The following is a 20,358-nucleotide window of genomic DNA, read 5'->3' as shown; positions in this document are numbered from 1 at the left end:
CCCCGCCGGCGGTGAGATCCGCCGCGCGGGGTTTTCCGTTTCTGGGGGTGCTTTCATCCTGCAATGCCCTTTCATCCTGAAACCGGAGGACCGCCCCGTCACCCGGTGCGGCGCCGCGGCGCGGGGGAGCCCGTTGGGGGAGAGAGCACCCGACTGCGGCGAACGCGGCGGCCGCCGGGGCGGTCCGGTCTTCAGCTTTAGAATCGCAAGGTTTAGGACGGGTAAACCGACCAACGCCCGTGTCGAACATCGGCACGATGGGATGAAATCCCGGGATTTCATCGTGAAAACCCCCTTAACCTTATGAAATTCCTTCTGAAAACTTCCTTAAAACATCGTTAATGGCACACGGGACCCGTTTTCGGGCGGGTCAGGCGGGGGTTGCGGGCACCTGCGGTGCGATGCACTCTCGCGCCGAAAAGACGACCATGAACGCACCCGGAGGGAACCCCATGACCCATGTGCTGGCGATTGATCAGGGCACGACGTCGAGCCGCGCCATCCTGTTCGACGACAAGCTGAAGATCGTCGCCTCGGCGCAGGAGGAGTTCCCGCAGCATTTCCCGCACTCCGGCTGGGTCGAGCATGACCCGCAGGACCTGTGGTCCACGACCGCCGGCACCTGCCGTGCCGCGATTGAGCGGGCGGGCCTCGGCCCCGACAGCGTCGCCGCCATCGGCATCACCAACCAGCGCGAGACGACCGTGGTCTGGGACCGCGAGAGCGGCAAGCCGGTCTACAACGCGATCGTCTGGCAGGATCGCCGCACGGCCTCGTTCTGCGCAGGGCTGCGCGAGCAGGGCCACGAGGCGATGATCACCGAACGCACGGGGCTGCTGCTGGACCCGTATTTCTCGTCGACGAAACTGGCTTGGATCCTCGATAACGTGGACGGCGTCCGCGAGCGGGCCGAGGCGGGCAAGCTGGCCTTCGGGACGGTCGACACCTACCTGATCTGGCGGCTTACCGGCGGCAAGGCGCATGTCACGGACGCGACCAATGCCTGCCGGACGATGCTCTACAACATCCGGCAGGGCGGCTGGGACGAGGAAGTCTGCAAGCTGCTGAACATCCCGATGTCGCTGCTGCCCGAGATCAAGGACAGCGCCGCCGAGTTCGGCATGACCCGACCCGACTTGTTTGGGCGGGAAGTGCCGATCCTGGGCGTGGCGGGCGATCAGCAGGCCGCGACCGTGGGGCAGGCGGTGTTCCAGCCGGGCATGATGAAATCGACCTATGGCACGGGCTGCTTCGCGCTGCTGAACACCGGGGACGAACCGGTGGCCAGCAAGAACCGGCTGCTGACCACGGTGGCGTACCAATTGGACGGCAAGCCGACTTATGCGCTGGAAGGCTCGATCTTCATTGCCGGGGCTGTGGTGCAATGGCTTCGCGACGGGCTCAAGATCATCCGTGAGGCATCCGAGACGCAGCCGCTGGCCGAGCGGGCGGACAAGGGGCAGGAGCTGTACCTCGTGCCCGCGTTCACCGGCCTTGGCGCGCCCTATTGGGATGCCGAATGCCGGGGGGCGATCTACGGTCTGACCCGCAGTTCCGGCCCGGCGGAGTTCGCGCGCGCCGCGCTGGAGTCGGTCGCCTTCCAGACGCGCGATCTGTGGGAGGCGATGGCCGCCGACTGGGGCGAGGGCGGCGAAGCGGTGCTGCGCGTCGACGGCGGCATGTCCGCGTCGGACTGGACGATGCAGTTCCTGGCCGACATGCTGGGCGCGCCGGTGGACCGCCCCGAGGTGCTGGAGACGACTGCGCTGGGCGCGGCCTGGCTGGCGGGAATGAAGGCGGGGCTCTATCCGGATCAGGAAGAGTTCGCGCGGGGCTGGGCGCTGGAGCGGCGCTTCGAGCCGCAGATGGACGATGCGGAGCGCGCCCGGCGTTATGCCGGGTGGAAGGATGCGGTTCAGCGGACGCTGACCCGATAGGGATCGGAAGCGGGGACATTGCAATGAAAGCTGCTGTTATCGGACTGGGCGCGATGGGCATGGGGGCCGCGCGCTCGCTGATGCGCGCGGGGATCGAGGTGACCGGATGCGACATGGTCGAGGAAGCCCTGGACGCGCTCGCAGCCGAGGGTGGCGGCCGTTCCGACACCGCCGAGGGCGCGGTGAAGGGCGCGGACGTCGTGCTGGTCTTCCTGCGCAACGCGCAGCAGGTGCGCAGTGTCCTGTTCGGCAGCCGCGACGGCGCTGTGGCCGCCGCCGACCTGGGCACGGTCTTCGTGCTGAACGCGACGATGAGCCCCGAGGAGGCCGAGCAATTGGCCGACGATCTGATCGCGGCCGGGATGAAGGTGATCGACGCGCCCGTTTCAGGTGCACGGGAGCGGTCCGAGGCGGGACAGCTGACCCTGATCGCCTCGGGGGCGGATGCCGCTTTCGAGGTGGCCCTGCCGGCGCTGGAGGCCATCGCCTCGAAGATCTACCGGCTGGGCCAGACGCCGGGCGTGGCCGCGCGGGTCAAGATGATCAACCAGCTGCTGGCGGGCGTGCACATCGCCGCCATGGCCGAGGCGATGGTGCTTGCCGCGCGCGAGGGGCTGGACCTGAACGCGGTGCGCGAGGTGGTCAGCGACAGCACCGGCCAGTCGCGCATGTTCGATACCCGCGGCGCACAGGTTGCGGCGGGGGACTACGCCCCGCGCTCGTCGGTCGAGATCGTGCTGAAGGACCTAGGCCTGGTCGAGAACATCGCCGGAGAGACCGAGCTACCGCTGGTGCGCCACGCGCTGTCGCTGTTCCAGGAGGCCTCGGCCGCCGGGATGGGTCGCGAGGCCGATGCCTCGATCGCCCGCCTTCTGGCCGAGCGGGCGGGGGTCGAGTTGCCCGAGAAGGGGTAGACCCGCCTCAGCCGGCGAGATCGGTCAGCCAGTTGCCGTGAACCCATCCCCGGCGGTTACGGCCATCGTAGAGAACGCCATGCCAAGGGCCGGATTTCTGGCAGGTAGCAACCACGTCGCCGTTGTGCAGTTCGTCCATTTTGCGAAATTCGGTGCCGGGACCAGAGCGAACGGACAGAAAGCCGTCGCCGTTCGGATCAAGGCCCGAAACCGTTGACGTAGCGCAATCGCCGGCCTGGCCGTCGCCGGGCGGTATCGTGATCGGAACATCGAGCTGTTGCGAGATGGCGGGCGCGGCGGTGAGCACCGCCAGCGTCAGGGCTGTAATTCTGAGCATGAGGCCAATCCGGAACTGATGACTATACGTGGCCCGATTGGGCGTTGTTCCGGGGAGTCGAGTCAAGCCTGCCGGTACTGGATCAGGTCCCAGCGGTTGCCGAACGCGTCTTCGAACACGGCGACCTTGCCGTAGGGCTCGTCGCGGGGTGTTTCGAGGAAGCGGATGCCGGCGGCGCTCATGCGGGCGTGTTCGGCGTCGAAGTCCTCGACCGACAGGAAAAAGCCCACGCGGCCGCCGGTCTGGTTGCCGATGGCGGCCTGCTGGTCCGGCGTCGCGGCCTGCGCCAGCAGCAGCCGCGTCTGCCCGCCCGGAGGCTGCACCGTGACCCATCGCTTGCCTTCACCCTGGTCGATGTCCTCGGTCAGGGCGAAGCCCATCGGGCCGGTGTAGAAGGCGATGGCGGCGTCGTAGTCCGGCACCACCAGCGCGACGGCGGAGAGGTGCATCAGCCCTTGGCCACGACTTCGGTGACGCCGCCGTGCTCGCCCGACCATTCCAGCGGGTTGTGCAGGAATTCCTCGACCGCCTTGATGGTCGGCTCGTCGAAGAGCTTGTCCTCGCGCGCGGCGGCCAGCACGTCCCACCAGGTGGCGAGGTAGTGCAGTTTCAGCCCGTTCTCGGCCAGTGTCTCGATACCGCCCTTGAAGATGTCGTAGTAGAAGATGACGGACGTGTGCGCGCAGGTCGCCCCGGTCGCGCGCACCGCCTCGGCGAAGCGCAGCTTGGAGCCGCCGTCGGTCGCCAGGTCCTCGACCAGAAGGACGCGCTGGCCTTCCTTGATCACGCCCTCGATCTGCGCGTTGCGGCCGAAGCCCTTGGGCTTCTTGCGGACGTATTGCATCGGCAGGCCCATGCGGTCCGAGATCCACGCGGCGAAGGGGATGCCTGCCGTTTCGCCGCCGGCGACGGCGTCGAACTGCTCGAAACCCGCGTCGCGGCTGAGGCCGGCGACGGCGAAGTCCATCAGCGCCGAGCGGATCCGCGGGAACGAGATCAGCTTGCGGCAGTCGATGTAGACCGGGCTCGCGAGGCCGGAGGTGAAGATGTAGGGCTCTTCGGGGCGAAAATGCACGGCCTCGACCTCCCACAGCATGCGGGCTGTCAGGCGGGCGATCTCGTCGCGGGCGGGGAAGGTGTTCGGGAACATGCGCGGCCTCCTGCTCGGGTCGGGGTTGTTTTGCGCCTTCCGGCGGCGGACGCAAGGGGGCTTTGTGCCGAGGGGCGCCTTGGGGCTTGATCCGCCGGGGGCCGATCGGGGCATACTGGGGCCAGGCAAGAGGGAGGATCGGCAGATGAGACGAGGCGGGATCGGGGTTCTTGCGCTGGCGGTACTGGCGGGTTGCGGCGGGGGCGGCGTGCCCGAGGCCAAGACCAGCAAGGGCGAGGACGCCTGTCTGAGCGAAGTGGCGCGGCAGGCGGGAACCTCGGAGGTGGCGCTGATGTCCTCGGCGGCGGGTTATGTGACCGTGGGCGTCGGCGCGGGGCGGACGCCCTGGCAGTGCGTGATGAACGGCGGCCGGGTGACGCAGGTGCAGGCGCTTGGGGCAGGCGGGGCGCTCTAGGCGCCCCGGTCCGCGGTCAGGCGGCGGCTGCCGGTTCCGGGTGCTGCATCCGGGTGCTGACGGCAATGCGGTTCCAGACGTTGATCGTGGCAATGGCGACGGTGAGCCTGGAGAGTTCCTCGTCAGAGAAGGCGGTGCGCGCCTCATCGTAGGCGGCGTCGGGTACCCCGGTGTCGGCCAACAGGGTCACGGCCTCGGTCCAGGCGAGGGCGGCGCGCTCGCGGATGTCGAACCAGGACGATTCGCGCCAGGCGGAGAGCAGGTGCAGTTTCTGCGCCGGGATCCCGTCGGAGAGGCTTTCCGATACGTGCATGTCGATGCAGAAGGCGCAGCCGTTCAGCTGCGAGGCCCGCAGTTTTACCAGGTGCAGAAGCTGCGCATCCAGGCCGGAGTCCCGCACGGCTGTCTCGAGCGCAAAGACGGCGCGGTAAAGCTCTGGTGCCAGTTGGGGGAGGTTGAAGCGTTGCATGTCGGGTTCCTTGAATGCGGTCTGATTCGTGGATATAAATTGTCCATGATTATCGCGGACCGTCAACAAGGAGGCTGAATGCGCAGGCTGAGCGACGGGGTCGAGGCGGCGCTGCACTGCGCGCTCCTGCTGGCCTGGGTGCCCGAGGGGCGGGTCATGCCCGGCAAGGCGCTGGCGGCCTATCACGGGCTGTCCGAGAGCTATCTGCTGAAGCACATGCGCCTGCTGGCCGCCGCAGGCGTGGTCGAGGCAGTGCCGGGGCCACGTGGCGGCTATCGGCTGGCGCGACCGCCCGAGCAGGTGTCGATGCTGGATATCGTCGAGGCGATCGACGGGGCGGGGCCTGCCTTCGTCTGCCGGGAGATCCGCCAGAAGGGGCCGGTAAAGGCAGCGGACCCCTGCGCCTATCGTCGCGACTGTTTCGTGAAATCGCGGATGCTGCGGGCCGAGCGGGTCTGGCGCGACGCGCTGCGGGCGCAGACGCTGGCTGACATGGTCGCGGATGGCGAAGGCCAGATCGACGCCGACACCATGCGGCAGGCGGCGGCTTTCATCGAGGCCGAGCAGCGCTGAGCCTCTTTCGCCCAGGCGTGTGCTGTGCAAGATCGCCGCAACAGCAGCGGAGGTGGTGATGCAGGACGGACAGGAGATCGGCTATGACGTGCCGGCAGCGGTGGGCATGGCCGAGGACGAGGTGCAGACCCCGGCGCTGATCGTCGATCTGGATGCGTTCGAGGCCAATCTCGCGCAGATGCGCGACGATTGCGCGGCGATGGGCGTGGCGCTGCGCCCGCACGGCAAGATGCACAAATGCGCCGAGGTCGCGCAGCGGCAGATCGCGCTGGGGGCCTCGGGGATCTGCTGCCAGAAACTGTCTGAGGCCGAGGCTTTCGCCCGCGCGGGGATCCGCGATCTGATGGTGACGAACCAGGTGACCGATCCGCTGCGCATCGGGCGGTTGGTCAAACTGGGGGGGCAGGTACGCGTCTCGGTCTGCGTGGACGATGCGGGCAATGTGGCCGCGCTGTCCCGCGCCGCGGAGGCCGAGGGCGTCACGCTGGACGTTCTGGTCGAGATCGACTGTGGCTCGGGGCGCTGCGGGGTGGCGCCAGGCGCGGCGGCGGTCGAACTGGCGCAGGCCGTCGCAGCGGCGCCGGGGCTGCGCTTTGCCGGGCTTCAGGCCTACCACGGCAGCGCGCAGCATATCCGCGATGCCGGGGAGCGCGCGGCGACAGTGGCGGGTGTGGCCGACCTGGCGCGCGAGACGGTTGCGGCGCTGGAGGCCGCTGGCCTGACCTGTGGTGTGGTCGGCGGTGGCGGCACCGGGACTTACCCTTATGAGGGCCGCTCGGGGGTCTACACCGAACTGCAGTGCGGCAGCTACGCGTTCATGGACGCCGACTATAGCCGGGTGCTGGACCCCGAGGCGCAAGGTGTCGGGCGCTACCGGCAGGCGATGTTCGTCCTTGCCTCGGTGATCTCGACGGCGCGCGCCAAGGGCGGCGTTTGCGATGCCGGGCTGAAGGCGCTGGCCGTGGACAGTGGGTTGCCGGTGGTCTCAGGGGCGCCGGGGGTGGTCTATGCCGGGGCCAGCGACGAGCACGGGCTGCTGGACGCGCCCGAAGGCGCGCTGCGGCTGAACCAGCGGGTGCGGCTGATGCCGGGGCACTGCGACCCGACGGTGAACCTTCATGACTGGATGGTCGCCATGCGCGGCGGACGGGTCGAGGCGCTGTGGCCCGTCACCGCCCGCGGCAAGCTTTACTGAGCGGCGGCCTGCTCGCGGCGGTAACGCAGCGCGATCAATCGCATCACCACGGCGGCGGCGACAAAGAGCGCCGCGGCCGAGGCGACCCCCGCCGAGATGCCCCCGGCGGCGATCACCGGTTGCAGCAGCAGCGGCGAGGCGAACTGACCGAGGAAGATCGCCGTGGTGAAGCCTCCCATGACCCGGCCCATCCGCGCGTGGGGCGTGATCCGCATCAGGAAGCTCGGCAGGCCGGGCATCGTCAGGCCAAGGCCCAGGCCGATGACGGCCAGTGCCACGAAGGTCACCGGCAGCGCAGTCGAGAGGCCCGCGACCAGCACGCCGGCGCCGGTGAGCAAGGTTGCCAGCGGTACCACGAAACCGGGGCGGAGGCGGCGGGTGACGGCGCCGAAGTTGAGGCTCGCCACCGCCGAGACCAAGGTGACGGTGCCCAGCGCCATGCCTGCGAGCTTTGGCTCGGGGTGGCCTTGCTCGGCCAGCAGGAAGGGCATCTGCACGGGGATCGCGTAGAAGCCCGCCATCACCAGGAAGGCGGCGGCGTAGAGCATGAAACGGGGCCCCTGCGGCTCGCGCTCGGCAGTGGCGCCGTTCGTGCCGGGTCGGGTGCGGTCCGGCTCGTGCAGGATCAGCGGAACGGCGACGATCAGCAGCAGCGGGATCGCGTAGACCCAGAACGGGCCGCGCCAGCCGGTCTGCGCCAGCAGCCCGCCGAGGGTGATGAACACGACGCCGCCGAACCCCATCGCCGAGCCTTGCCAGCCGAGGACGCGGCCGCGCTTCTCGCCATCGAAATAGTCGCCGATCAGCGCCGTGGCCGAGGTCATGATCGCCGCGACCGCCATGCCCAGCAGCACGCGCGAGGCCAGCAGCGCAGAAAGGTGGTCGATCCAGAGCCCCGCCGTGCCCGCGGCGACGTAGAGCGCGATGCCCCCGGTCAGCAGCGGCAGCCGCCCGAAGCGGTCGGCGAGTGCGCCAACCGGCGTCGCGGTCAAGGCGATCGCGAGCGAGGTGATAGTGATGACCAGGCGAACCAGGATCTCGGCATTGGGTGTGCCCTGGAAGGCCTCGACCATCTGCGGCAGCGAGGGCGAGATCGTCGCACCCGCCATGATGGTCATCATCGAACAGAACAACAGGACGGCGACCCCGGCCGGGCCGGGGTCTTTCGCGGGGACCGGACCCGCGTCGGCAATGCTGGCGGACATGAAAAGCTCTCCGTAGGTATGGAGGCTACATGGACCCAAGCCCCCGCGAAGGCAAACCGGGAGGTTTATGGAAACGCGGAGTTTCCGAATTGGGAACAGGCGATTTCAGGGCAGTCGGGACTCGAGAAAGGCTGCCATGTCCTCGGATCCGGTGGCCCGGGCCTGTTCGGGGTCGAGCGTTGCGCCCGCGTCCAGCAGCAGTTTCGCGCAGGCGACATGGTCGCGGGTGGCGCGGGCCGGGCAGAACTCGGCGCCGTGTATAACCGTGCCCAGCGCGTCGCCGCCATAGGCGTTGCGGCGTGTAAGATCGGGCGAGAGGGTCAGCAGGTAGGCGACCTGCTCGGGCAGCCCCTCCCACCCGGCGATGTGAAGCGGGGTGAGGTCCATCTCGTCGCCCTGTTCGGGATCGAGGCCCGCCAGCAGCAGGCAGCGCAGGTGGTCGAGCCGCTCGGGCCGCGCCGCGATGCGGGTGGCGAGGCGGGCGAGTTCGAGCGGCAGGCCTGCCGGGTCGAGGCGGCGGGACGGCGTGCGGCCCTCGGCGCAGGCGGCGAGGGTTTCCTCGGCTTCGGTCAGCGTAGGCGCGTGGCCGGCGCGGGCCAGCACCTCGGCGGCCTCGGCGTTGCCATAGACGCGAGCGGTGGCATAGGGCGTCAGGCCCTGCCAGCGGGCGGCGGGATCGGCGCCGTGGTCGAGAAGGGCTTGCACGACTTCGCCCGAGCACCAGCGGCGGGCGGCCTGATGCAGCGCGGGCAGGGCAATCGGCGCCTCGCCCGAGGGATGGTCTGCGACGCCCTCGTTCGGGTCGGCGCCGTGTTCCAGCAGCAGGGTGATGGTTTCGAGATCGCCGAAGTCCAGTGCGCGGGGCAGGGCGTTGGTACCGGTGGGGTCCGCGCCGTGCTTGAGCAGCAGGCGCAGGCCGTCGCGGGTGGGCAGTTCCGTCGCGTGATAGAGCGACTCGTTATCGTTGGGCGTCGCGCCGCTGTCCAGCAGTAGCTCGGCCAAGGGCAGGTTGTTGGCGTGGCCGAGCGCGCCGTAAAGGGCGGAGAGCTTGTGCTCTTCGCCGGGCTGCCAAGGGAAGCCGTCGTTCGGGTCAGCGCCGCTGTCCAGCAGCAGGTGGGCGATGGCGAGCATGTCCTCGTGTTTTTCGGGCGCCATGTGGATGTATTGCGAGAACGCCAGGTGCAGGATCGGGGTGCGACGGCCGAGGGGGCGCGTTGCGGCCTCGGGGTCGGTCAGCGCCGCCTGCACGGCGGGCAGGTCATAGGTCGCGATCTGCAGGTCGAGCGCCTCGTCGGGAAGGTCCGGGTCCTGCGCCAGCAGGTGGCGCACGACCCAGTGCTGGCCGTGGTAGAGCGCGATGCGCAGACGCTGGGCGCGGGCGGCACGGTCCATGCCTGCAGCCTCGAGCGAAAATTTCAGGCGGGGCCAGCTTTCGGCGCCCTGCTCGCGGGCGATGACGTGCAGTGCGTCGGCATGTTTGAGGCTGTCGGTCCGGCCAAGGACGGCGGCGACGCGGGCGCGGGCGTCGGCCTCGCCCTTGTCAAAGGCGCGGCGGAGGTGCTTGGCGTCGGCGCGCAGGCGCGAGATGCGGGTGGTCGACATCGGTTCTTCCCCTTCGGGGCCCGAGTGTCCGCCAGGCGCGGGCCGGTGAAAAACCGGATGGCTGTAAAGTCAGGCGACGGGTGCGCGTTGGCGCTGTCCGCGGACCGGGATGCCCCCCGCTGGGCAGCGCAAGCCTAACCGGGCGCGGCGCGCCGGATCAAGTCTCAGAACACGTTGTCCATCGCCTGGCCCGCGTTGGTCACGTCGCGGCCGACGCCCTTCACGGTCTCGCAGGCGGCGAGGGTGGTCAGGATCAGCACAAGGGTGATGACGCGCATCATGGGGGAGTCCTCACTGCTTCGATGGGCGCGCAATCTATCGCCGGGCGCGGGGGCTGTCCATCTGGGGCGGCGATCATCCGCCGGCGAAGAGTCTCGAGCCGGGGCGGTGCGGGTCCTGCTGCATCTCGAGGTGAAGCCGGTCACCGGTCCACGGGTGAGCGCGGGCGACCTTTTCGTTCAACTCGACACCGAGGCCCGGCGCGTCCGGCAAGTGCAGGTAACCGTCCGCGAAGTCGACGGGACGGGTCAGCAGTTCGGCGTGGAAGCCCGCGCCGGTGCCGATGGTCTCGGCCAGCAGAAAGTTCGGCAGGCTCGCGCCCAGTTGCAGCCCGGCGGCCCAGGCGATCGGCCCGGCATAGAGATGCGGCGCGACCTGCGCCCCGGCGGCCTCCGCCAGCACGGCGAGCTTGCGGCCCTCCCAGATGCCGCCGACGCGGCCAAGCGCGGGCTGCACGACACCCACGGCGCGGGCGGCCAGCAGCGGCGCGTAGTCGAAGCGGGTGGTCAGCCGCTCGCCGCTCGCCACCGGGACCGGCGAGGCGGCGGCGACCTGCGCCATGCCCGCCACGTCATCGGGCGGGACCGGTTCCTCGAACCACAGGGGCCGCGAGGGTGCGATGGCCTGCGCCATGCGGATCGCGCCCGAGGGGGTGAATTGACCGTGCGTGCCGAACAGCAGGTCCGCGCGGTCGCCCACGGCCGCCCGGATCTTCGTGCAGAAGGCGGCAGAGCGCTCCAGGTCCTCGGGCGTGGGCTGGTGCCCGCCCATGATCGTGTAGGGTCCGGCAGGGTCGAACTTCAGCGCAGTGAAGCCCTTTGCCAGCCATTCGATCGCCGCCTGCGCCGCGCGGTCCGGGTCGTTGTAGAACGTCGCCGGGTCCTCGGCCTCGGAGGGGTAGAGGTAGGTGTAGGCCCGCAGCCGGTCCTGCACCTTGCCGCCGATCAGCGCGTGGATCGGGCGGTCGCGGTCCTTGCCGAGAATGTCCCAGCAGGCGATTTCCAGCCCGGAAAAGGCGCCCATCACCGTCGGGTCGGGACGCTGGCTGAACCCTGCGGAATAGACCCGGCGGAACATGGTTTCGACGTTCTCGGGGTTCTCGCCCTCCATGTGGCGGGCAAAGACGTCGCGGATCACGGCGGTCATCGCCTCGGGGCCGACGGTGGCGGCATAGCATTCGCCCCAGCCGGTGATGCCGGTGTCGGTCGTTACCTTGACGAAGGTGAAATAGCGGCCCCCGAAGCCGGGCGGCGGGTTGCCTGTGACGATGACGTCGAGGTCGGTCAGCCGCATCAGGCGACGCCGTCGAAGGTGATGACGTTGCGCAGGGCGTGCCCCGAGAGCGTGTGTTCGATGGCCTCGTTGATGGCGCTCAGCGGGTAGCGCGCTGTGATGAGCGTGTCGAGTTGCAGCCGCCCGGCGGTGTAGTGGTCGATCAGCCAGGGCACGTCGCGCGAGGGCACCGACTGGCCCATGCGGCTGCCCAGCAAGCGCTGGTTCATCGAAGCGAGGAGCGTGGGCGCGAAGGGCACTTCCAGGTCGGTCGCGGGCATCCCGACCAGCACGACCGCGCCGCCGGGGGCCAGCAGCGCGCTGGCGGTGGCGTAGACCTGCACCGCGCCGGTCGTCACGAAGGCATAGTCGACGCCCAGTCCATTCGTCAGCGCCCGCAACTGCGCCGGGTGGTCCGGATCGTCGCCGCGCAGCCCGTGGGTCGCGCCGAAGCGGCGGGCGTTGTCGAGCCGCTCGTCAGCGATGTCCACGGCGAAGATCCTGGACGCGCCCGCGATTGCCGCGCCCTGGATCGTGTTGAGCCCGACGCCGCCCGCGCCGATCACGGCGCAGGTCTCTCCGGGCCGCAGTTTCGCGGTGTTGGTGACAGCGCCCACGCCGGTCAGCACGCCGCAGGACAGCAGCGAGGCCGAGGCCATGTCGAGCCCGTCCGGCAGGCGCACGATCTGGCTTTGATCGACGGTGACCGCCTCGGCGAAGGCGCCGGTGGACATGCCTTGCGTGACCGGGCCGTCGGCGTCGCGCAGCGGCGTGTCGGTATCCCAGGCGTGGGTGCAGTTGGTCGGCGCGCCGGTGCGGCAGGCGGGGCAGCCGCCGCAGGCGCGGATCAGGGTGACCAGTACGCGGTCGCCCGTGCTGATGCCGCGCACGCCGGGGCCGGTTTCAGTGACGATGCCCGCGGCCTCGTGGCCGAGTACGGCCGGAAGCGTGCTTCCCCAGAGGCCCTCGGCGTAGGAGATGTCGGAATGGCAGATGGCGCAGGCGGCGATCTGGACCTTGACCTGGCCCAGTCCGGGGCCGGCCAGGTCGAGGTCCTCGATGCTCAGCGGCGCGTTGAACGCGCGGCAGACGGCGGCTTTCATGGGCGGGCCTCCCTTGTTCAGCCCCAGACGACTTCAGGTCGAGACTGCGCCCATGGTTGGACCGATTCGCGGGCGATTGCGACAGGAGTTGTCCCGCCCGCGACCGGTTTGGACAGGCGACCTTGCGTCAGGCTTCTTCCAGACGGTCGGTGGGGGGCGGCGGAGCCGGGACCAGCGCGGCGATCTCGTTGTACAGCGCATCCGTCATGTCGAAGTCGAGCGCGGCGAGCGACGGCTCAAGCTGTTCCGGGCGCGAGGCCGAGATGATCGGTGCGCTGATGCCCTTGTGCTTTGCGGTCCAGGCGACGGCCAGCGTCGCCGGATCCACGCCAAGGCCGGTCGCGATGGCCGACAGCCCGGTCGCGGCGGCGTGCATCCAGGCCGGCGCGTAGCGGTCGCGGTACATGGTGTCCTCGGTCAGGCGACCCGCACCGCCGGCAGCGTATTTGCCGGTCAGCAGCCCGCCGCCCAGGGGCGAGTAACTGTGGATGGTGATGCCTTCGGACATGGCCATCGGCAGGATCTCGACCTCGGCCTGGCGTTTGACGAGGTTGTACATCGGCTGAAGGATCTCGACGCGGGGCGCGCCCAGCGCCTCGGCGCGGGCTTGCGCCTTCATCACCTGCCACGCGGCGAAGTTCGAGACGCCCATCACCTTGTAGACCCCCTGCCGGTAGAGCGTTGCCATCGAGGTCAGGATCTCGTCCAGCAGATCGTCGCCCGGCCAGCGGTGCAGGTAAAGCACGTCGACATGATCGGTGCGCAGACGCTTGAGGCTCTCGGCGGCCTGGGCCTCGATCTCGGAGCCGCGCTGGCCGGTGGCGGTGAGACATTTCGAAATCAGCACCACGTCGTCGCGTTCGGCCTCGGCCAGTTCGCCCAGGATCGTCTCGGAGCGGCCTTCGGTGTAGGCGTAGGCGCTGTCGAACATGTTGATCCCGGCCTCGCGGCAACGGTGATAGAGCGTGGCGGATGCCGCCGCGTCGGCCTTGCCGCCGAACTGCATCACCCCGAAGGCGAAGCGGGAAACGGGTTTGCCGAGCTTGGGCGACAGGTCCTGCGAATGGGCCTGGGACATGGGGCGATCCTCCGGGGTTGGTCTGGTTTGGGCGGAGCTTGGCCGAAGCGGCCGGAAGGTGCAATCGGCGGGTCGTCGCCGTTTATTGTGCACTGCGGCATAAATTGCCTTGCAGCGCAGCGTGGCAATCTCCATTATACTGGAAAGACATCACGAACCCCGACGATACAACAGAACTCCGGAGAGGACATGTTTTTCGCTGCCAACGTCGACCTGACCCGCTGGTGGCCGCGCCCCGGCGAGGGGCCGGTCGAGTACTGGACTTCGCTGAGCCCGATGGCGCCGTTCTTCGGCGTCCAGTGGCGCTTCGCCGAGCAGGACACCAGCCGCCCCACGCCGCGCCGTGCCGCCGCCCCGAAGCGCAGCCCGATCCGCAAGGACGCGGTGGACGCCGAGGTGGTTGCGCCGAAAGCCGCCGCCAAACCCACTGCCAAACCGGTCGCAAAGGCGGCCCCTAAGGCTGCAACCAAAGCCGCGCCCAAGGCCGAGGCTGCCAAGCCCGAGCCCGTGAAGGCGGCTCCGGTCAAGGCGGCGCCTGCTCCGGCGAAGCCAGAGCCGGTCAAGCCGGTGGCTGCCAAGCCCGAGCCGGTCAAGGCCGCCGCCCCCAAAGCTGAAGCCCCCAAAGCTGAGGCTCCGAAGGCGGAAGCTCCGAAGGCGGCCCCCAAGTCCACGCCGAAGGTTGCCGATGACCTGACCCTGCTGAAAGGTGTCGGGCCGAAAATGGCCGCGAACCTGAAGGATCAGGGCGTCACCAGATTTGCCGACATCGCCGCTTGGGACGACGCCAAGATCGACCAGATGGACGAGGCGTTGGGCGGCCTGCCGGGCCGTATCCGCCGCGACGACTGGGTGGGCCAGGCGAAGACGCTCGCCAAGGGCTGAACGAACCGGGTAACCGGCCTATCGAGACAGAAAGAGTGCCTGCCGTGAAAGCGGCAGGCATTTTCGTTTGCGCCCCCGTGATCCGGGGCCGCCGCTGGCGATGTGATCCGAGGTGTAGCGAAACGCACAGGGGCCGATTGACTTCGCCATGGAATGAGCATCATGGCCGCAGGTGTTTTCAAAAGGACTTTCGTATCGTGTTCTTCACCAAAACAGGGCCGGAGTCCGGCCCTTCCCGGAGCACAGGAACGGCTATTTCAGCCGCCGGTCTGGGTCTGGTCTTCCTGCTTGCCGGCTGCGACATGGTGGGCGTGGCGACCATGGCGATGCCCGAGGGTCTTGCCGGCCGCACCGACGCGGTTCCAATCGCCGGCATCGGCGGCGGCAACAAGGGCAGCTACGGCGCGGCGGAGTATTCCGGAACCTTCCGGCGGTCGGAAACGCGGCTGACCGTGATGGATACCGTCGACCGGCGCGGCGGCTACACGCGCTACACGCTGAATGGCCCGGCGCTGTCAGGGCCGCTGGAGGCGGATTGCGCGATCCGCGGGGCGGCGATCACGCTGGACGTTGGCGATTTCCGGGCGCGCCCGGTGTCCTACCGTTGCGCGTTCACGGTCGGCGGACGGCCGATCCCGGCCCGGTTCGAACTTCAGCAGGCAGTTTCGGGCCCGGCAGGCGCGCTGTCGGTCGAGCAGCGGCGCGGCGAGATCGCGCTGGACCGGGTCGTGCTGCAGATCCGCTCGATCCACAAGGCGGCATCGGGCGGTCTGCCCGCGGCGGCACCGCTGGGCTATGTGTTTACCCAGGCAGGCCAACCGGTCGGCGCTGTCGAGACGAATGGCCGCCCGGTGGTACACCTTCCCGCGGGGGGCGACGAGGCGCTGCGGCGTGCGGTGATGGCCGGCGCGCTGGCACTGGCGCTCTATCGCGATCCCGCCGACAGCGGGCTTGGCGAGCTGTAACCCCCGGGCCTTCGCGAGACGAAAAACGCCCCCGCGAGCAGTCGCGGGGGCGTTCTGTCTTTCAGTCTGGGCTGGCGGCGCCGATCAGGCGATCTCGACCAGCTTGACGTCGAACTTGAGGGTCTTCCCGGCCAGCGGATGGTTGGCGTCCAGCTCGATCGTCTCTTCGGTCACGCCGGTGACGACCACGGGGATCTGCTGACCCTGCGGGGTCTGCATCTGCAGCTGGGTGCCCGGCTCGGTCGGGATGTGGTCGGGGATCGTCTCGCGCGGGACAGCCTGAACCAGCTTCTCGTCGCGCTCGCCATAGCCTTCGGTCGGGGCAACGGTGACGGAGCGTTCCTCGCCGACTTCCATGCCGGTCACGCCCTTGTCGAGGCCTGGGATGATCTGGCCCGAGCCGAGCTGGAACTCGAGCGGGTCGCGCCCTTCGGAGGAATCGAACACGGTGCCGTCCTCGAACGTGCCTTTGTAGTGCAGGCGCAAGGTGTCTCCGGCCGCAGCGGCTTTGGTCATGTGAGGCTCCTGGATTTCGGGTGGATTTGCCGGGGTCACGCCGTTCCCTTGTGCTGGGCGTGACCTGCCGGAATTCGAGAGAGAGCCTAACAAGCGTGTCCGGAGGATGCAAACAACCCGCAGGAAGCGGGTCGCGCCGCGGGCCTTGGGCAGGCTATCAGGAACGGACTGCCCCAGGAGATGCCCGATGAGTCTGACCCGAAATGCTACGATCACGCCTGTCATGGGCGGTGCAGAGTGGGCGATGCTGCTGGCGCTCTCGGTGCTCTGGGGCGGGTCGTTCTATTTCGTCGGGATCGCGGTCACGGGTCTGCCGGTGCTGACCATTGTCGCGCTGCGGGTAAGCCTTGCGGCGCTGACACTCTGGGCGGTGCTGCTGCTGACCGGGCGGCGCGTGCCGGCGGAGCCGAGAGTGATCGGCGCGCTGCTGGTGATGGGGTTGGTGAACAACGCCATACCCTTCGGGCTGATCGTCTGGGGGCAGACCAGCATCGGCGCGGGGCTGGCCTCGATCCTCAATGCGACGACGCCGCTGTTCACCGTGCTGATCGCGGGACTCGCGCTGCCGGACGAGCGGATCAGTGCGCGCAAGCTGGCCGGTGTGGCGCTGGGGTTCGCGGGTGTCGTGGTGATGATCGGCCCCGAGGCGCTGGGCGGGCTGGGGCGCGCGGGCTGGGCGCAGCTGGCGATTCTGGGCGCGGCGCTGTCCTATGCCTGCGGCGGCACGTTCGGGCGCCGGTTCGGGGGCTGGGGCGTCGATCCGGTGGCGGTCGCTGCGGGGCAGGTTACCGCCTCGTCGCTGATGCTGGTGCCGCTGGCACTGGTGCTGGACCGGCCCTGGACGTTGCCCGCGCCGGGGATCGGCGTCTGGGCGGCAGTGCTGGCGCTGGCGGTGCTGTCGACCGCGCTGGCCTATGTGCTCTATTTCCGAGTGCTGGCGCGGGCCGGGGCCACGAATATCCTGCTGGTGACCTTCCTCGTCCCCGTCTCGGCCATCATGCTGGGCGTGGGCCTGCTGGGCGAGGTGCTGACGCCCGCGCAGTTGGCGGGCATGGCGCTGATCGGTGCGGGGCTCGCGGCGATCGACGGGCGGCTGCTGAGGCGGCGTCAGTTCAGAATCTGAGCCATGCCGATGGAGGCGGGCGCGGTCGGTTCGAAACCGTATTGGGCATAGAGCCGGTCGGCGGGCACGTCGGCCATCAGGCTGATGTAGGCCGAGGCGGGCGCGTGCGCGCGGAAATGCTCCATCAGCGCGGCCATGATCCGCTTGCCGAGGCCCTTGCCCTGATGGTCCGGGTGCACGGCGATGTCGGTGATCTGGAAGAAGCAGCCGCCGTCGCCGATGATCCGCCCCATGCCGACGGGCGCGCCTTCGTGACGGAGCAGGACCGCGTGCCAGCTTCCGGGCAGGCCGCGGCGCGCGGCGTCTTCGGAGAACGGGCTGAGGCCCGCCACCCGGCGCAGCATCAGGTAGGTTTCGACGTCGGGCGTCTCGGCGGCGAGGGTGTAGCTCATGCGGGGCTCCGGACATGAAAGACCCCGCGCCGGGAAGCGCGGGGCCAAGGTGCATCGGGTCGGGATCAGTTCGGCAGCTGGTCCTCGATGCCCTCGACGTAGAAGTTCATGCCGAGCAGGGTGCCGTCATCGGCAGTCTCGCCCTCGGCCAGCCAGGGGCTGCCGTCCTGCTTGTTGACCGGGCCGGTGAACGGGTGGATCTCGCCGGCGGCGATGCCGTCGGCCAGCGCCTGCGCACTCTCGCGAACCTCGGCGGGGATCGCCTCGGTCATCTCGCCGATCTCGGTCATGCCGTCCTTGATGCCGTGCCAGGTGTCGACGCTCTCCCAGGTGCCCTCGATCACGGCGCGGGTGCGCTCGACATAGTAGGGCGCCCAGTTGTCGATGATCGAGCTGACGCGCGGGGCGGGCTTGAACTCGGCCATGTCGGAGGCCTGGCCGAACATGGTGACGTCCTTGCCCTCGAGCGCCGCCATCGGTGAGGTCGAGTCGGTGTGCTGCATGATCACGTCCGCGCCCTGATCATAGAGCTGGTTGGCGGCGTCGGCTTCCTTGGCCGGATCGAACCAGCTGTTGACCCAGATGATCTTCATCTGCACGTCCGGGTTCACCGCCTTGGCGGCGAGGAAGGCGGCATTGATCCCGCGCACGACCTCGGGGATCGGGAACGAGGCGATGTAGCCGATCGTGTTGCTCTCGGTCATGTGCCCGGCAATGTGGCCGATCACGGCGCGGCCCTCGTAGAACCGGCCCGAGTAGGTCGATACGTTGTCGGCGCGCTGGTAGCCGGTGGCGTGCTCGAATTTCACGTCCGGGAACTGCTGGGCGACCTTGAGCGTCGGGTTCATGAAGCCGAACGAGGTGGTGAAGATCAGGTCATGGCCGGACTGTGCCAGCTGACGGATCACGCGCTCGGCATCGGGGCCTTCGGGCACATCCTCGATGTAGGTGGTCTCGACCTTGTCGCCGAACTCGGCCTCGACGGCCTGGCGGCCGAGCTCGTGCTGGTAGGTCCAGCCGAAGTCGCCGATCGGGCCGACATAGACGAAGCCGACCTTGACCGGATCGTCCTGGGCGACGGCGCCGGTGGCAATGCCCACGGACAGCGCGGCCGCGGTGAGCAGCAGGTTACGTCTCTTCATGCTCATTCTCCTTGTTGGATTCTTCTCGTGTTTTCTGGACCAGCGCGGCCGAGATCAGGCCGGTCGGGACCGCGATCACCGACAGGCCCACCAGCAGCACGATGCCGGTGAAGATGCGCCCGCCCGCGGTCACGGGGTAGATGTCGCCGTAGCCCACTGTCGACAGGGTCGCCACCGCCCACCACATCGAGTGCGGCACGGACTTGAACAGCTCGGGCTGGGCGGGGTGTTCGAACTGGTAGATCCCGACCGAGGCCAGGAACAGCATGATAAGCGTGAAGATCACGAAGACGATCAGCTGCTCGCGCACGTCCTTGAGCGCCCCGAGAAGGATGTCGAAGGCCTTGGCGAGGCGCAGAAGTTTCAGCACACGCGCGAGCTGGATCAGCCGAATGATCCGCGTCGAGCTGAGGTCCGTGCCGCCCAGAAGCAGCGCGGGAGCCCAGGCGATCAGGTCGACGATCCCCCAGAAGCTGAACACGTAGCCCAGGGCGCTCGGCGCCGAAATCAGCCGCAGCATATAGTCGAGAGCGAAGGTGAATATTACGACCGTCTCGATGGCGTAGAGGACGAGGCGCGTGTTCTCGGAGAGGTCGGGCATGGTCGAGGCCGCGTAGGCCACGACCGCCAGCACGATCACCGCGTTGTTGAAGAAGAGGTAGGGCCGGCCGAAACGGGGGTCGTTCCCCTCCAGCACATCGTAGATCCGGGCCCGCAATGCCATCCATTCAGCCCGTCCGGTGGAAGACGCGGCCCAGCGAGGCAGGCGCGGAGAGGCTGGCGCGCAGCCGGTCGCCCGACATCACCACCAGAACCAGGATGGTGCAGATATAGGGCGTCATCGACAGGTATTGCGACTGGATCGAGGGCGCCCAGGTCAGCGCCAGCACGGCCGCGCCGGCAGTGGCGGCCCACCAGCCGGCCGCGGGCGCGATCGGCTGGCCCTTCTGCCAGCGGCTGACCGTGGCGTTGACCGCCAGCAGCAGCAGCGCCAGCGCCAGCAGCCAGAGCGGGGTGATCCGCGCGGCCTGGAAGTTCAGCTGCAGGATGGTGACGCCGCCGAAGAGATAGGCGCCGAGCGCCACGCGGCCCGGCTTCCAGCTTGCGAAGACGACGATGGCGAGCGCGATCCAGCCAGCGCCTGCGGTCATGCCCTCGGTCCACTGCGGCACGCGCACCAGCGACAGCGCCGCGCCGCCGAGGCCCGCGCATGCGCCGCCGAAGGCGATGGCTCCCAACCGGATGCCGATGACGTTGTAGCCGAGCGCGTGCGCGGCGTCGTGGTTCTCGCCCACCGCGCGCAGGGTCAGGCCCGCGCGGGTGCGGGTCAGGAACAGCCAGACGCCCGCGAGCAGCGCGAAGGCAAGGTAGAGCATCAGGTCGTGGCCGAAGAGGATCGGTCCGATCACGGGGATGTCGGAAAGGAAGAAATCCAGCCGCGGGAATGCGGGCGGTTTCACCCCGGCATAGGGCTGGCCGATCAGCGCGGCGAGGCCAAGGCCGAACAGCGTCAGCGCCAGACCCGTCGCCACCTGGTTCGACAGCAGGATCTGCGTAAGCACGCCGAAGACCAACGCCAGCGCGGCCCCGGCCAGTGCGGCGGCGATGACGCCCAGCAGCGGCGAGGTCGTCTCGACCGCGACGGCAAACCCCGCGACCGCGCCGATGATCATCATGCCCTCGACGCCGAGGTTCAGGACGCCGGATTTCTCGGTCACCAACTCTCCGAGCGAAGCGAGCATCAGCGGGGTTGCGGCGACCATGATCGACACGGTCAACGCCACCGGGTTCAGCCCGTTGACCGTCGCG

The 20,358-nt window shown here is 68.9% G+C and carries 23 protein-coding genes; 8 read left to right on the top strand and 15 right to left on the bottom strand.

Annotated elements, in window-relative coordinates; translation table 11 throughout:
* Window positions 1–452: 452 nt before the first annotated feature.
* Both glpK and ACW9UR_RS09135 read left to right on the top strand, forming a co-directional pair.
* Complete coding sequence (glpK, locus tag ACW9UR_RS09140) at window positions 453–1,937, top strand: glycerol kinase GlpK (protein WP_458916657.1); 1,485 nt, start codon at window positions 453–455, stop codon at window positions 1,935–1,937.
* Window positions 1,938–1,960: 23 nt separating this feature from the next.
* On the top strand, window positions 1,961–2,851 hold the full coding sequence (locus ACW9UR_RS09135) for an NAD(P)-dependent oxidoreductase (RefSeq protein WP_458916656.1): 891 nt from the start codon (window positions 1,961–1,963) through the stop codon (window positions 2,849–2,851).
* Window positions 2,852–2,858: 7 nt separating this feature from the next.
* On the opposite strand, the gene ACW9UR_RS09130 is transcribed toward ACW9UR_RS09135, so the two are convergent.
* The 3 genes from ACW9UR_RS09130 to ACW9UR_RS09120 all read right to left on the bottom strand — a co-directional run bounded on the left by ACW9UR_RS09130 (window position 2,859) and on the right by ACW9UR_RS09120 (window position 4,338).
* Window positions 2,859–3,188, bottom strand: a complete 330-nt coding sequence (locus tag ACW9UR_RS09130) for an SH3 domain-containing protein (RefSeq protein WP_458916655.1) — start codon at window positions 3,186–3,188, stop codon at window positions 2,859–2,861.
* Window positions 3,189–3,250: 62 nt separating this feature from the next.
* Complete coding sequence (locus ACW9UR_RS09125; protein ID WP_458916654.1) at window positions 3,251–3,637, bottom strand: VOC family protein; 387 nt, start codon at window positions 3,635–3,637, stop codon at window positions 3,251–3,253.
* The gene (locus ACW9UR_RS09120; RefSeq protein ID WP_458916653.1) at window positions 3,637–4,338 is read right to left on the bottom strand and encodes an orotate phosphoribosyltransferase; all 702 of its coding nucleotides are present in this window, start codon (window positions 4,336–4,338) and stop codon (window positions 3,637–3,639) included. The genes ACW9UR_RS09125 and ACW9UR_RS09120 overlap by 1 nt, the downstream gene beginning before the upstream one ends.
* Window positions 4,339–4,483: 145 nt before the next feature.
* Here ACW9UR_RS09120 and ACW9UR_RS09115 point away from each other — a divergent pair, with 145 nt between their 5' ends.
* Window positions 4,484–4,753, top strand: a complete 270-nt coding sequence (locus ACW9UR_RS09115; RefSeq protein WP_458916652.1) for a hypothetical protein — start codon at window positions 4,484–4,486, stop codon at window positions 4,751–4,753.
* A gap of 16 nt (window positions 4,754–4,769) precedes the next feature.
* Here the strand turns inward: ACW9UR_RS09115 and ACW9UR_RS09110 are convergent, their stop codons facing one another.
* On the bottom strand, window positions 4,770–5,222 hold the full coding sequence (locus tag ACW9UR_RS09110; protein ID WP_458916651.1) for a carboxymuconolactone decarboxylase family protein: 453 nt from the start codon (window positions 5,220–5,222) through the stop codon (window positions 4,770–4,772).
* A gap of 78 nt (window positions 5,223–5,300) precedes the next feature.
* On the opposite strand from ACW9UR_RS09110, the gene ACW9UR_RS09105 reads away from it, so the two are divergent.
* Both ACW9UR_RS09105 and ACW9UR_RS09100 read left to right on the top strand, forming a co-directional pair.
* Entirely contained in the window at window positions 5,301–5,795 is a 495-nt protein-coding gene (locus ACW9UR_RS09105) for an RrF2 family transcriptional regulator (RefSeq protein WP_458916650.1), read from the top strand.
* Window positions 5,796–5,853: 58 nt separating this feature from the next.
* Window positions 5,854–6,990 (top strand): DSD1 family PLP-dependent enzyme, encoded by a 1,137-nt coding sequence (locus ACW9UR_RS09100; protein ID WP_458916649.1) that lies wholly within the window; start codon window positions 5,854–5,856, stop codon window positions 6,988–6,990.
* Here ACW9UR_RS09100 and ACW9UR_RS09095 read toward each other — a convergent pair.
* The 6 genes from ACW9UR_RS09095 to ACW9UR_RS09070 all read right to left on the bottom strand — a co-directional run bounded on the left by ACW9UR_RS09095 (window position 6,984) and on the right by ACW9UR_RS09070 (window position 13,529).
* Window positions 6,984–8,195 (bottom strand): MFS transporter, encoded by a 1,212-nt coding sequence (locus ACW9UR_RS09095; RefSeq protein ID WP_458916648.1) that lies wholly within the window; start codon window positions 8,193–8,195, stop codon window positions 6,984–6,986. The two genes, ACW9UR_RS09100 and ACW9UR_RS09095, sit on opposite strands and share 7 nt — an antisense overlap.
* A 105-nt stretch (window positions 8,196–8,300) precedes the next feature.
* Window positions 8,301–9,797, bottom strand: coding sequence for an ankyrin repeat domain-containing protein (locus ACW9UR_RS09090; RefSeq protein ID WP_458916647.1), 1,497 nt, complete (start codon window positions 9,795–9,797; stop codon window positions 8,301–8,303).
* 164 nt (window positions 9,798–9,961) lie between these two features.
* Complete coding sequence (locus tag ACW9UR_RS09085; RefSeq protein ID WP_458916646.1) at window positions 9,962–10,078, bottom strand: entericidin A/B family lipoprotein; 117 nt, start codon at window positions 10,076–10,078, stop codon at window positions 9,962–9,964.
* A gap of 73 nt (window positions 10,079–10,151) precedes the next feature.
* Entirely contained in the window at window positions 10,152–11,369 is a 1,218-nt protein-coding gene (locus tag ACW9UR_RS09080) for a mandelate racemase/muconate lactonizing enzyme family protein (RefSeq protein ID WP_458916645.1), read from the bottom strand.
* Window positions 11,369–12,451 carry a Zn-dependent alcohol dehydrogenase gene (locus ACW9UR_RS09075; RefSeq protein ID WP_458916644.1) on the bottom strand — a complete coding sequence of 361 codons (1,083 nt, stop codon included), beginning with the start codon at window positions 12,449–12,451 and terminating at the stop codon, window positions 11,369–11,371. The genes ACW9UR_RS09080 and ACW9UR_RS09075 overlap by 1 nt, the downstream gene beginning before the upstream one ends.
* A 127-nt stretch (window positions 12,452–12,578) precedes the next feature.
* Complete coding sequence (locus tag ACW9UR_RS09070) at window positions 12,579–13,529, bottom strand: aldo/keto reductase (RefSeq protein ID WP_458916643.1); 951 nt, start codon at window positions 13,527–13,529, stop codon at window positions 12,579–12,581.
* 189 nt (window positions 13,530–13,718) lie between these two features.
* Between ACW9UR_RS09070 and ACW9UR_RS09065 the strand changes: the two genes are divergently transcribed.
* Entirely contained in the window at window positions 13,719–14,411 is a 693-nt protein-coding gene (locus ACW9UR_RS09065) for a hypothetical protein (RefSeq protein ID WP_458916642.1), read from the top strand.
* Between the two features lie 197 nt (window positions 14,412–14,608).
* Window positions 14,609–15,376, top strand: a complete 768-nt coding sequence (locus ACW9UR_RS09060) for a VV20781 family protein (protein ID WP_458916641.1) — start codon at window positions 14,609–14,611, stop codon at window positions 15,374–15,376.
* Window positions 15,377–15,460: 84 nt separating this feature from the next.
* On the opposite strand, the gene ACW9UR_RS09055 is transcribed toward ACW9UR_RS09060, so the two are convergent.
* Window positions 15,461–15,892 (bottom strand): FKBP-type peptidyl-prolyl cis-trans isomerase, encoded by a 432-nt coding sequence (locus ACW9UR_RS09055; RefSeq protein ID WP_458916640.1) that lies wholly within the window; start codon window positions 15,890–15,892, stop codon window positions 15,461–15,463.
* Between the two features lie 187 nt (window positions 15,893–16,079).
* On the opposite strand from ACW9UR_RS09055, the gene ACW9UR_RS09050 reads away from it, so the two are divergent.
* Window positions 16,080–17,015, top strand: a complete 936-nt coding sequence (locus tag ACW9UR_RS09050) for a DMT family transporter (RefSeq protein WP_458916639.1) — start codon at window positions 16,080–16,082, stop codon at window positions 17,013–17,015.
* Here the strand turns inward: ACW9UR_RS09050 and ACW9UR_RS09045 are convergent.
* The 4 genes from ACW9UR_RS09045 to ACW9UR_RS09030 form a co-directional block, all read right to left on the bottom strand.
* Window positions 17,000–17,407 (bottom strand): GNAT family N-acetyltransferase, encoded by a 408-nt coding sequence (locus ACW9UR_RS09045; protein WP_458916638.1) that lies wholly within the window; start codon window positions 17,405–17,407, stop codon window positions 17,000–17,002. The two genes, ACW9UR_RS09050 and ACW9UR_RS09045, sit on opposite strands and share 16 nt — an antisense overlap.
* Window positions 17,408–17,472: 65 nt before the next feature.
* On the bottom strand, window positions 17,473–18,549 hold the full coding sequence (locus ACW9UR_RS09040) for a BMP family ABC transporter substrate-binding protein (RefSeq protein WP_458916637.1): 1,077 nt from the start codon (window positions 18,547–18,549) through the stop codon (window positions 17,473–17,475).
* Complete coding sequence (locus ACW9UR_RS09035; RefSeq protein ID WP_458916636.1) at window positions 18,536–19,273, bottom strand: ion transporter; 738 nt, start codon at window positions 19,271–19,273, stop codon at window positions 18,536–18,538. Before ACW9UR_RS09035 ends, ACW9UR_RS09040 begins: the two co-directional genes overlap by 14 nt.
* A gap of 4 nt (window positions 19,274–19,277) precedes the next feature.
* Window positions 19,278–20,312, bottom strand: coding sequence for an ABC transporter permease (locus ACW9UR_RS09030; RefSeq protein ID WP_458917169.1), 1,035 nt, complete (start codon window positions 20,310–20,312; stop codon window positions 19,278–19,280).
* Window positions 20,313–20,358: the final 46 nt, after the last annotated feature.

This window comes from Halovulum sp. GXIMD14794, from assembly GCF_054457455.1.
This window is presented reverse-complemented; position numbering and strand designations above follow the sequence as displayed.

Bases quoted from the DNA above. Each gene is read 5' to 3' on its own strand.
- ACW9UR_RS09100 (WP_458916649.1), top strand. From the start codon at position 5,854: ATGCAGGACGGACAGGAGATCGGCTATGACGTGCCGGCAGCGGTGGGC.
- glpK (WP_458916657.1), top strand. From the start codon at position 453: ATGACCCATGTGCTGGCGATTGATCAGGGCACGACGTCGAGCCGCGCC.
- ACW9UR_RS09090 (WP_458916647.1), bottom strand. From the start codon at position 9,797: ATGTCGACCACCCGCATCTCGCGCCTGCGCGCCGACGCCAAGCACCTC.
- ACW9UR_RS09035 (WP_458916636.1), bottom strand. From the start codon at position 19,273: ATGGCATTGCGGGCCCGGATCTACGATGTGCTGGAGGGGAACGACCCC.
- ACW9UR_RS09105 (WP_458916650.1), top strand. From the start codon at position 5,301: ATGCGCAGGCTGAGCGACGGGGTCGAGGCGGCGCTGCACTGCGCGCTC.
- ACW9UR_RS09075 (WP_458916644.1), bottom strand. From the start codon at position 12,451: ATGAAAGCCGCCGTCTGCCGCGCGTTCAACGCGCCGCTGAGCATCGAG.
- ACW9UR_RS09065 (WP_458916642.1), top strand. From the start codon at position 13,719: ATGTTTTTCGCTGCCAACGTCGACCTGACCCGCTGGTGGCCGCGCCCC.
- ACW9UR_RS09120 (WP_458916653.1), bottom strand. From the start codon at position 4,338: ATGTTCCCGAACACCTTCCCCGCCCGCGACGAGATCGCCCGCCTGACA.
- ACW9UR_RS09125 (WP_458916654.1), bottom strand. From the start codon at position 3,637: ATGCACCTCTCCGCCGTCGCGCTGGTGGTGCCGGACTACGACGCCGCC.
- ACW9UR_RS09030 (WP_458917169.1), bottom strand. From the start codon at position 20,312: ATGGTCGCCGCAACCCCGCTGATGCTCGCTTCGCTCGGAGAGTTGGTG.
- ACW9UR_RS09050 (WP_458916639.1), top strand. From the start codon at position 16,080: ATGAGTCTGACCCGAAATGCTACGATCACGCCTGTCATGGGCGGTGCA.
- ACW9UR_RS09080 (WP_458916645.1), bottom strand. From the start codon at position 11,369: ATGCGGCTGACCGACCTCGACGTCATCGTCACAGGCAACCCGCCGCCC.
- ACW9UR_RS09055 (WP_458916640.1), bottom strand. From the start codon at position 15,892: ATGACCAAAGCCGCTGCGGCCGGAGACACCTTGCGCCTGCACTACAAA.
- ACW9UR_RS09085 (WP_458916646.1), bottom strand. From the start codon at position 10,078: ATGATGCGCGTCATCACCCTTGTGCTGATCCTGACCACCCTCGCCGCC.
- ACW9UR_RS09045 (WP_458916638.1), bottom strand. From the start codon at position 17,407: ATGAGCTACACCCTCGCCGCCGAGACGCCCGACGTCGAAACCTACCTG.
- ACW9UR_RS09070 (WP_458916643.1), bottom strand. From the start codon at position 13,529: ATGTCCCAGGCCCATTCGCAGGACCTGTCGCCCAAGCTCGGCAAACCC.
- ACW9UR_RS09095 (WP_458916648.1), bottom strand. From the start codon at position 8,195: ATGTCCGCCAGCATTGCCGACGCGGGTCCGGTCCCCGCGAAAGACCCC.
- ACW9UR_RS09130 (WP_458916655.1), bottom strand. From the start codon at position 3,188: ATGCTCAGAATTACAGCCCTGACGCTGGCGGTGCTCACCGCCGCGCCC.
- ACW9UR_RS09115 (WP_458916652.1), top strand. From the start codon at position 4,484: ATGAGACGAGGCGGGATCGGGGTTCTTGCGCTGGCGGTACTGGCGGGT.
- ACW9UR_RS09110 (WP_458916651.1), bottom strand. From the start codon at position 5,222: ATGCAACGCTTCAACCTCCCCCAACTGGCACCAGAGCTTTACCGCGCC.
- ACW9UR_RS09135 (WP_458916656.1), top strand. From the start codon at position 1,961: ATGAAAGCTGCTGTTATCGGACTGGGCGCGATGGGCATGGGGGCCGCG.
- ACW9UR_RS09040 (WP_458916637.1), bottom strand. From the start codon at position 18,549: ATGAAGAGACGTAACCTGCTGCTCACCGCGGCCGCGCTGTCCGTGGGC.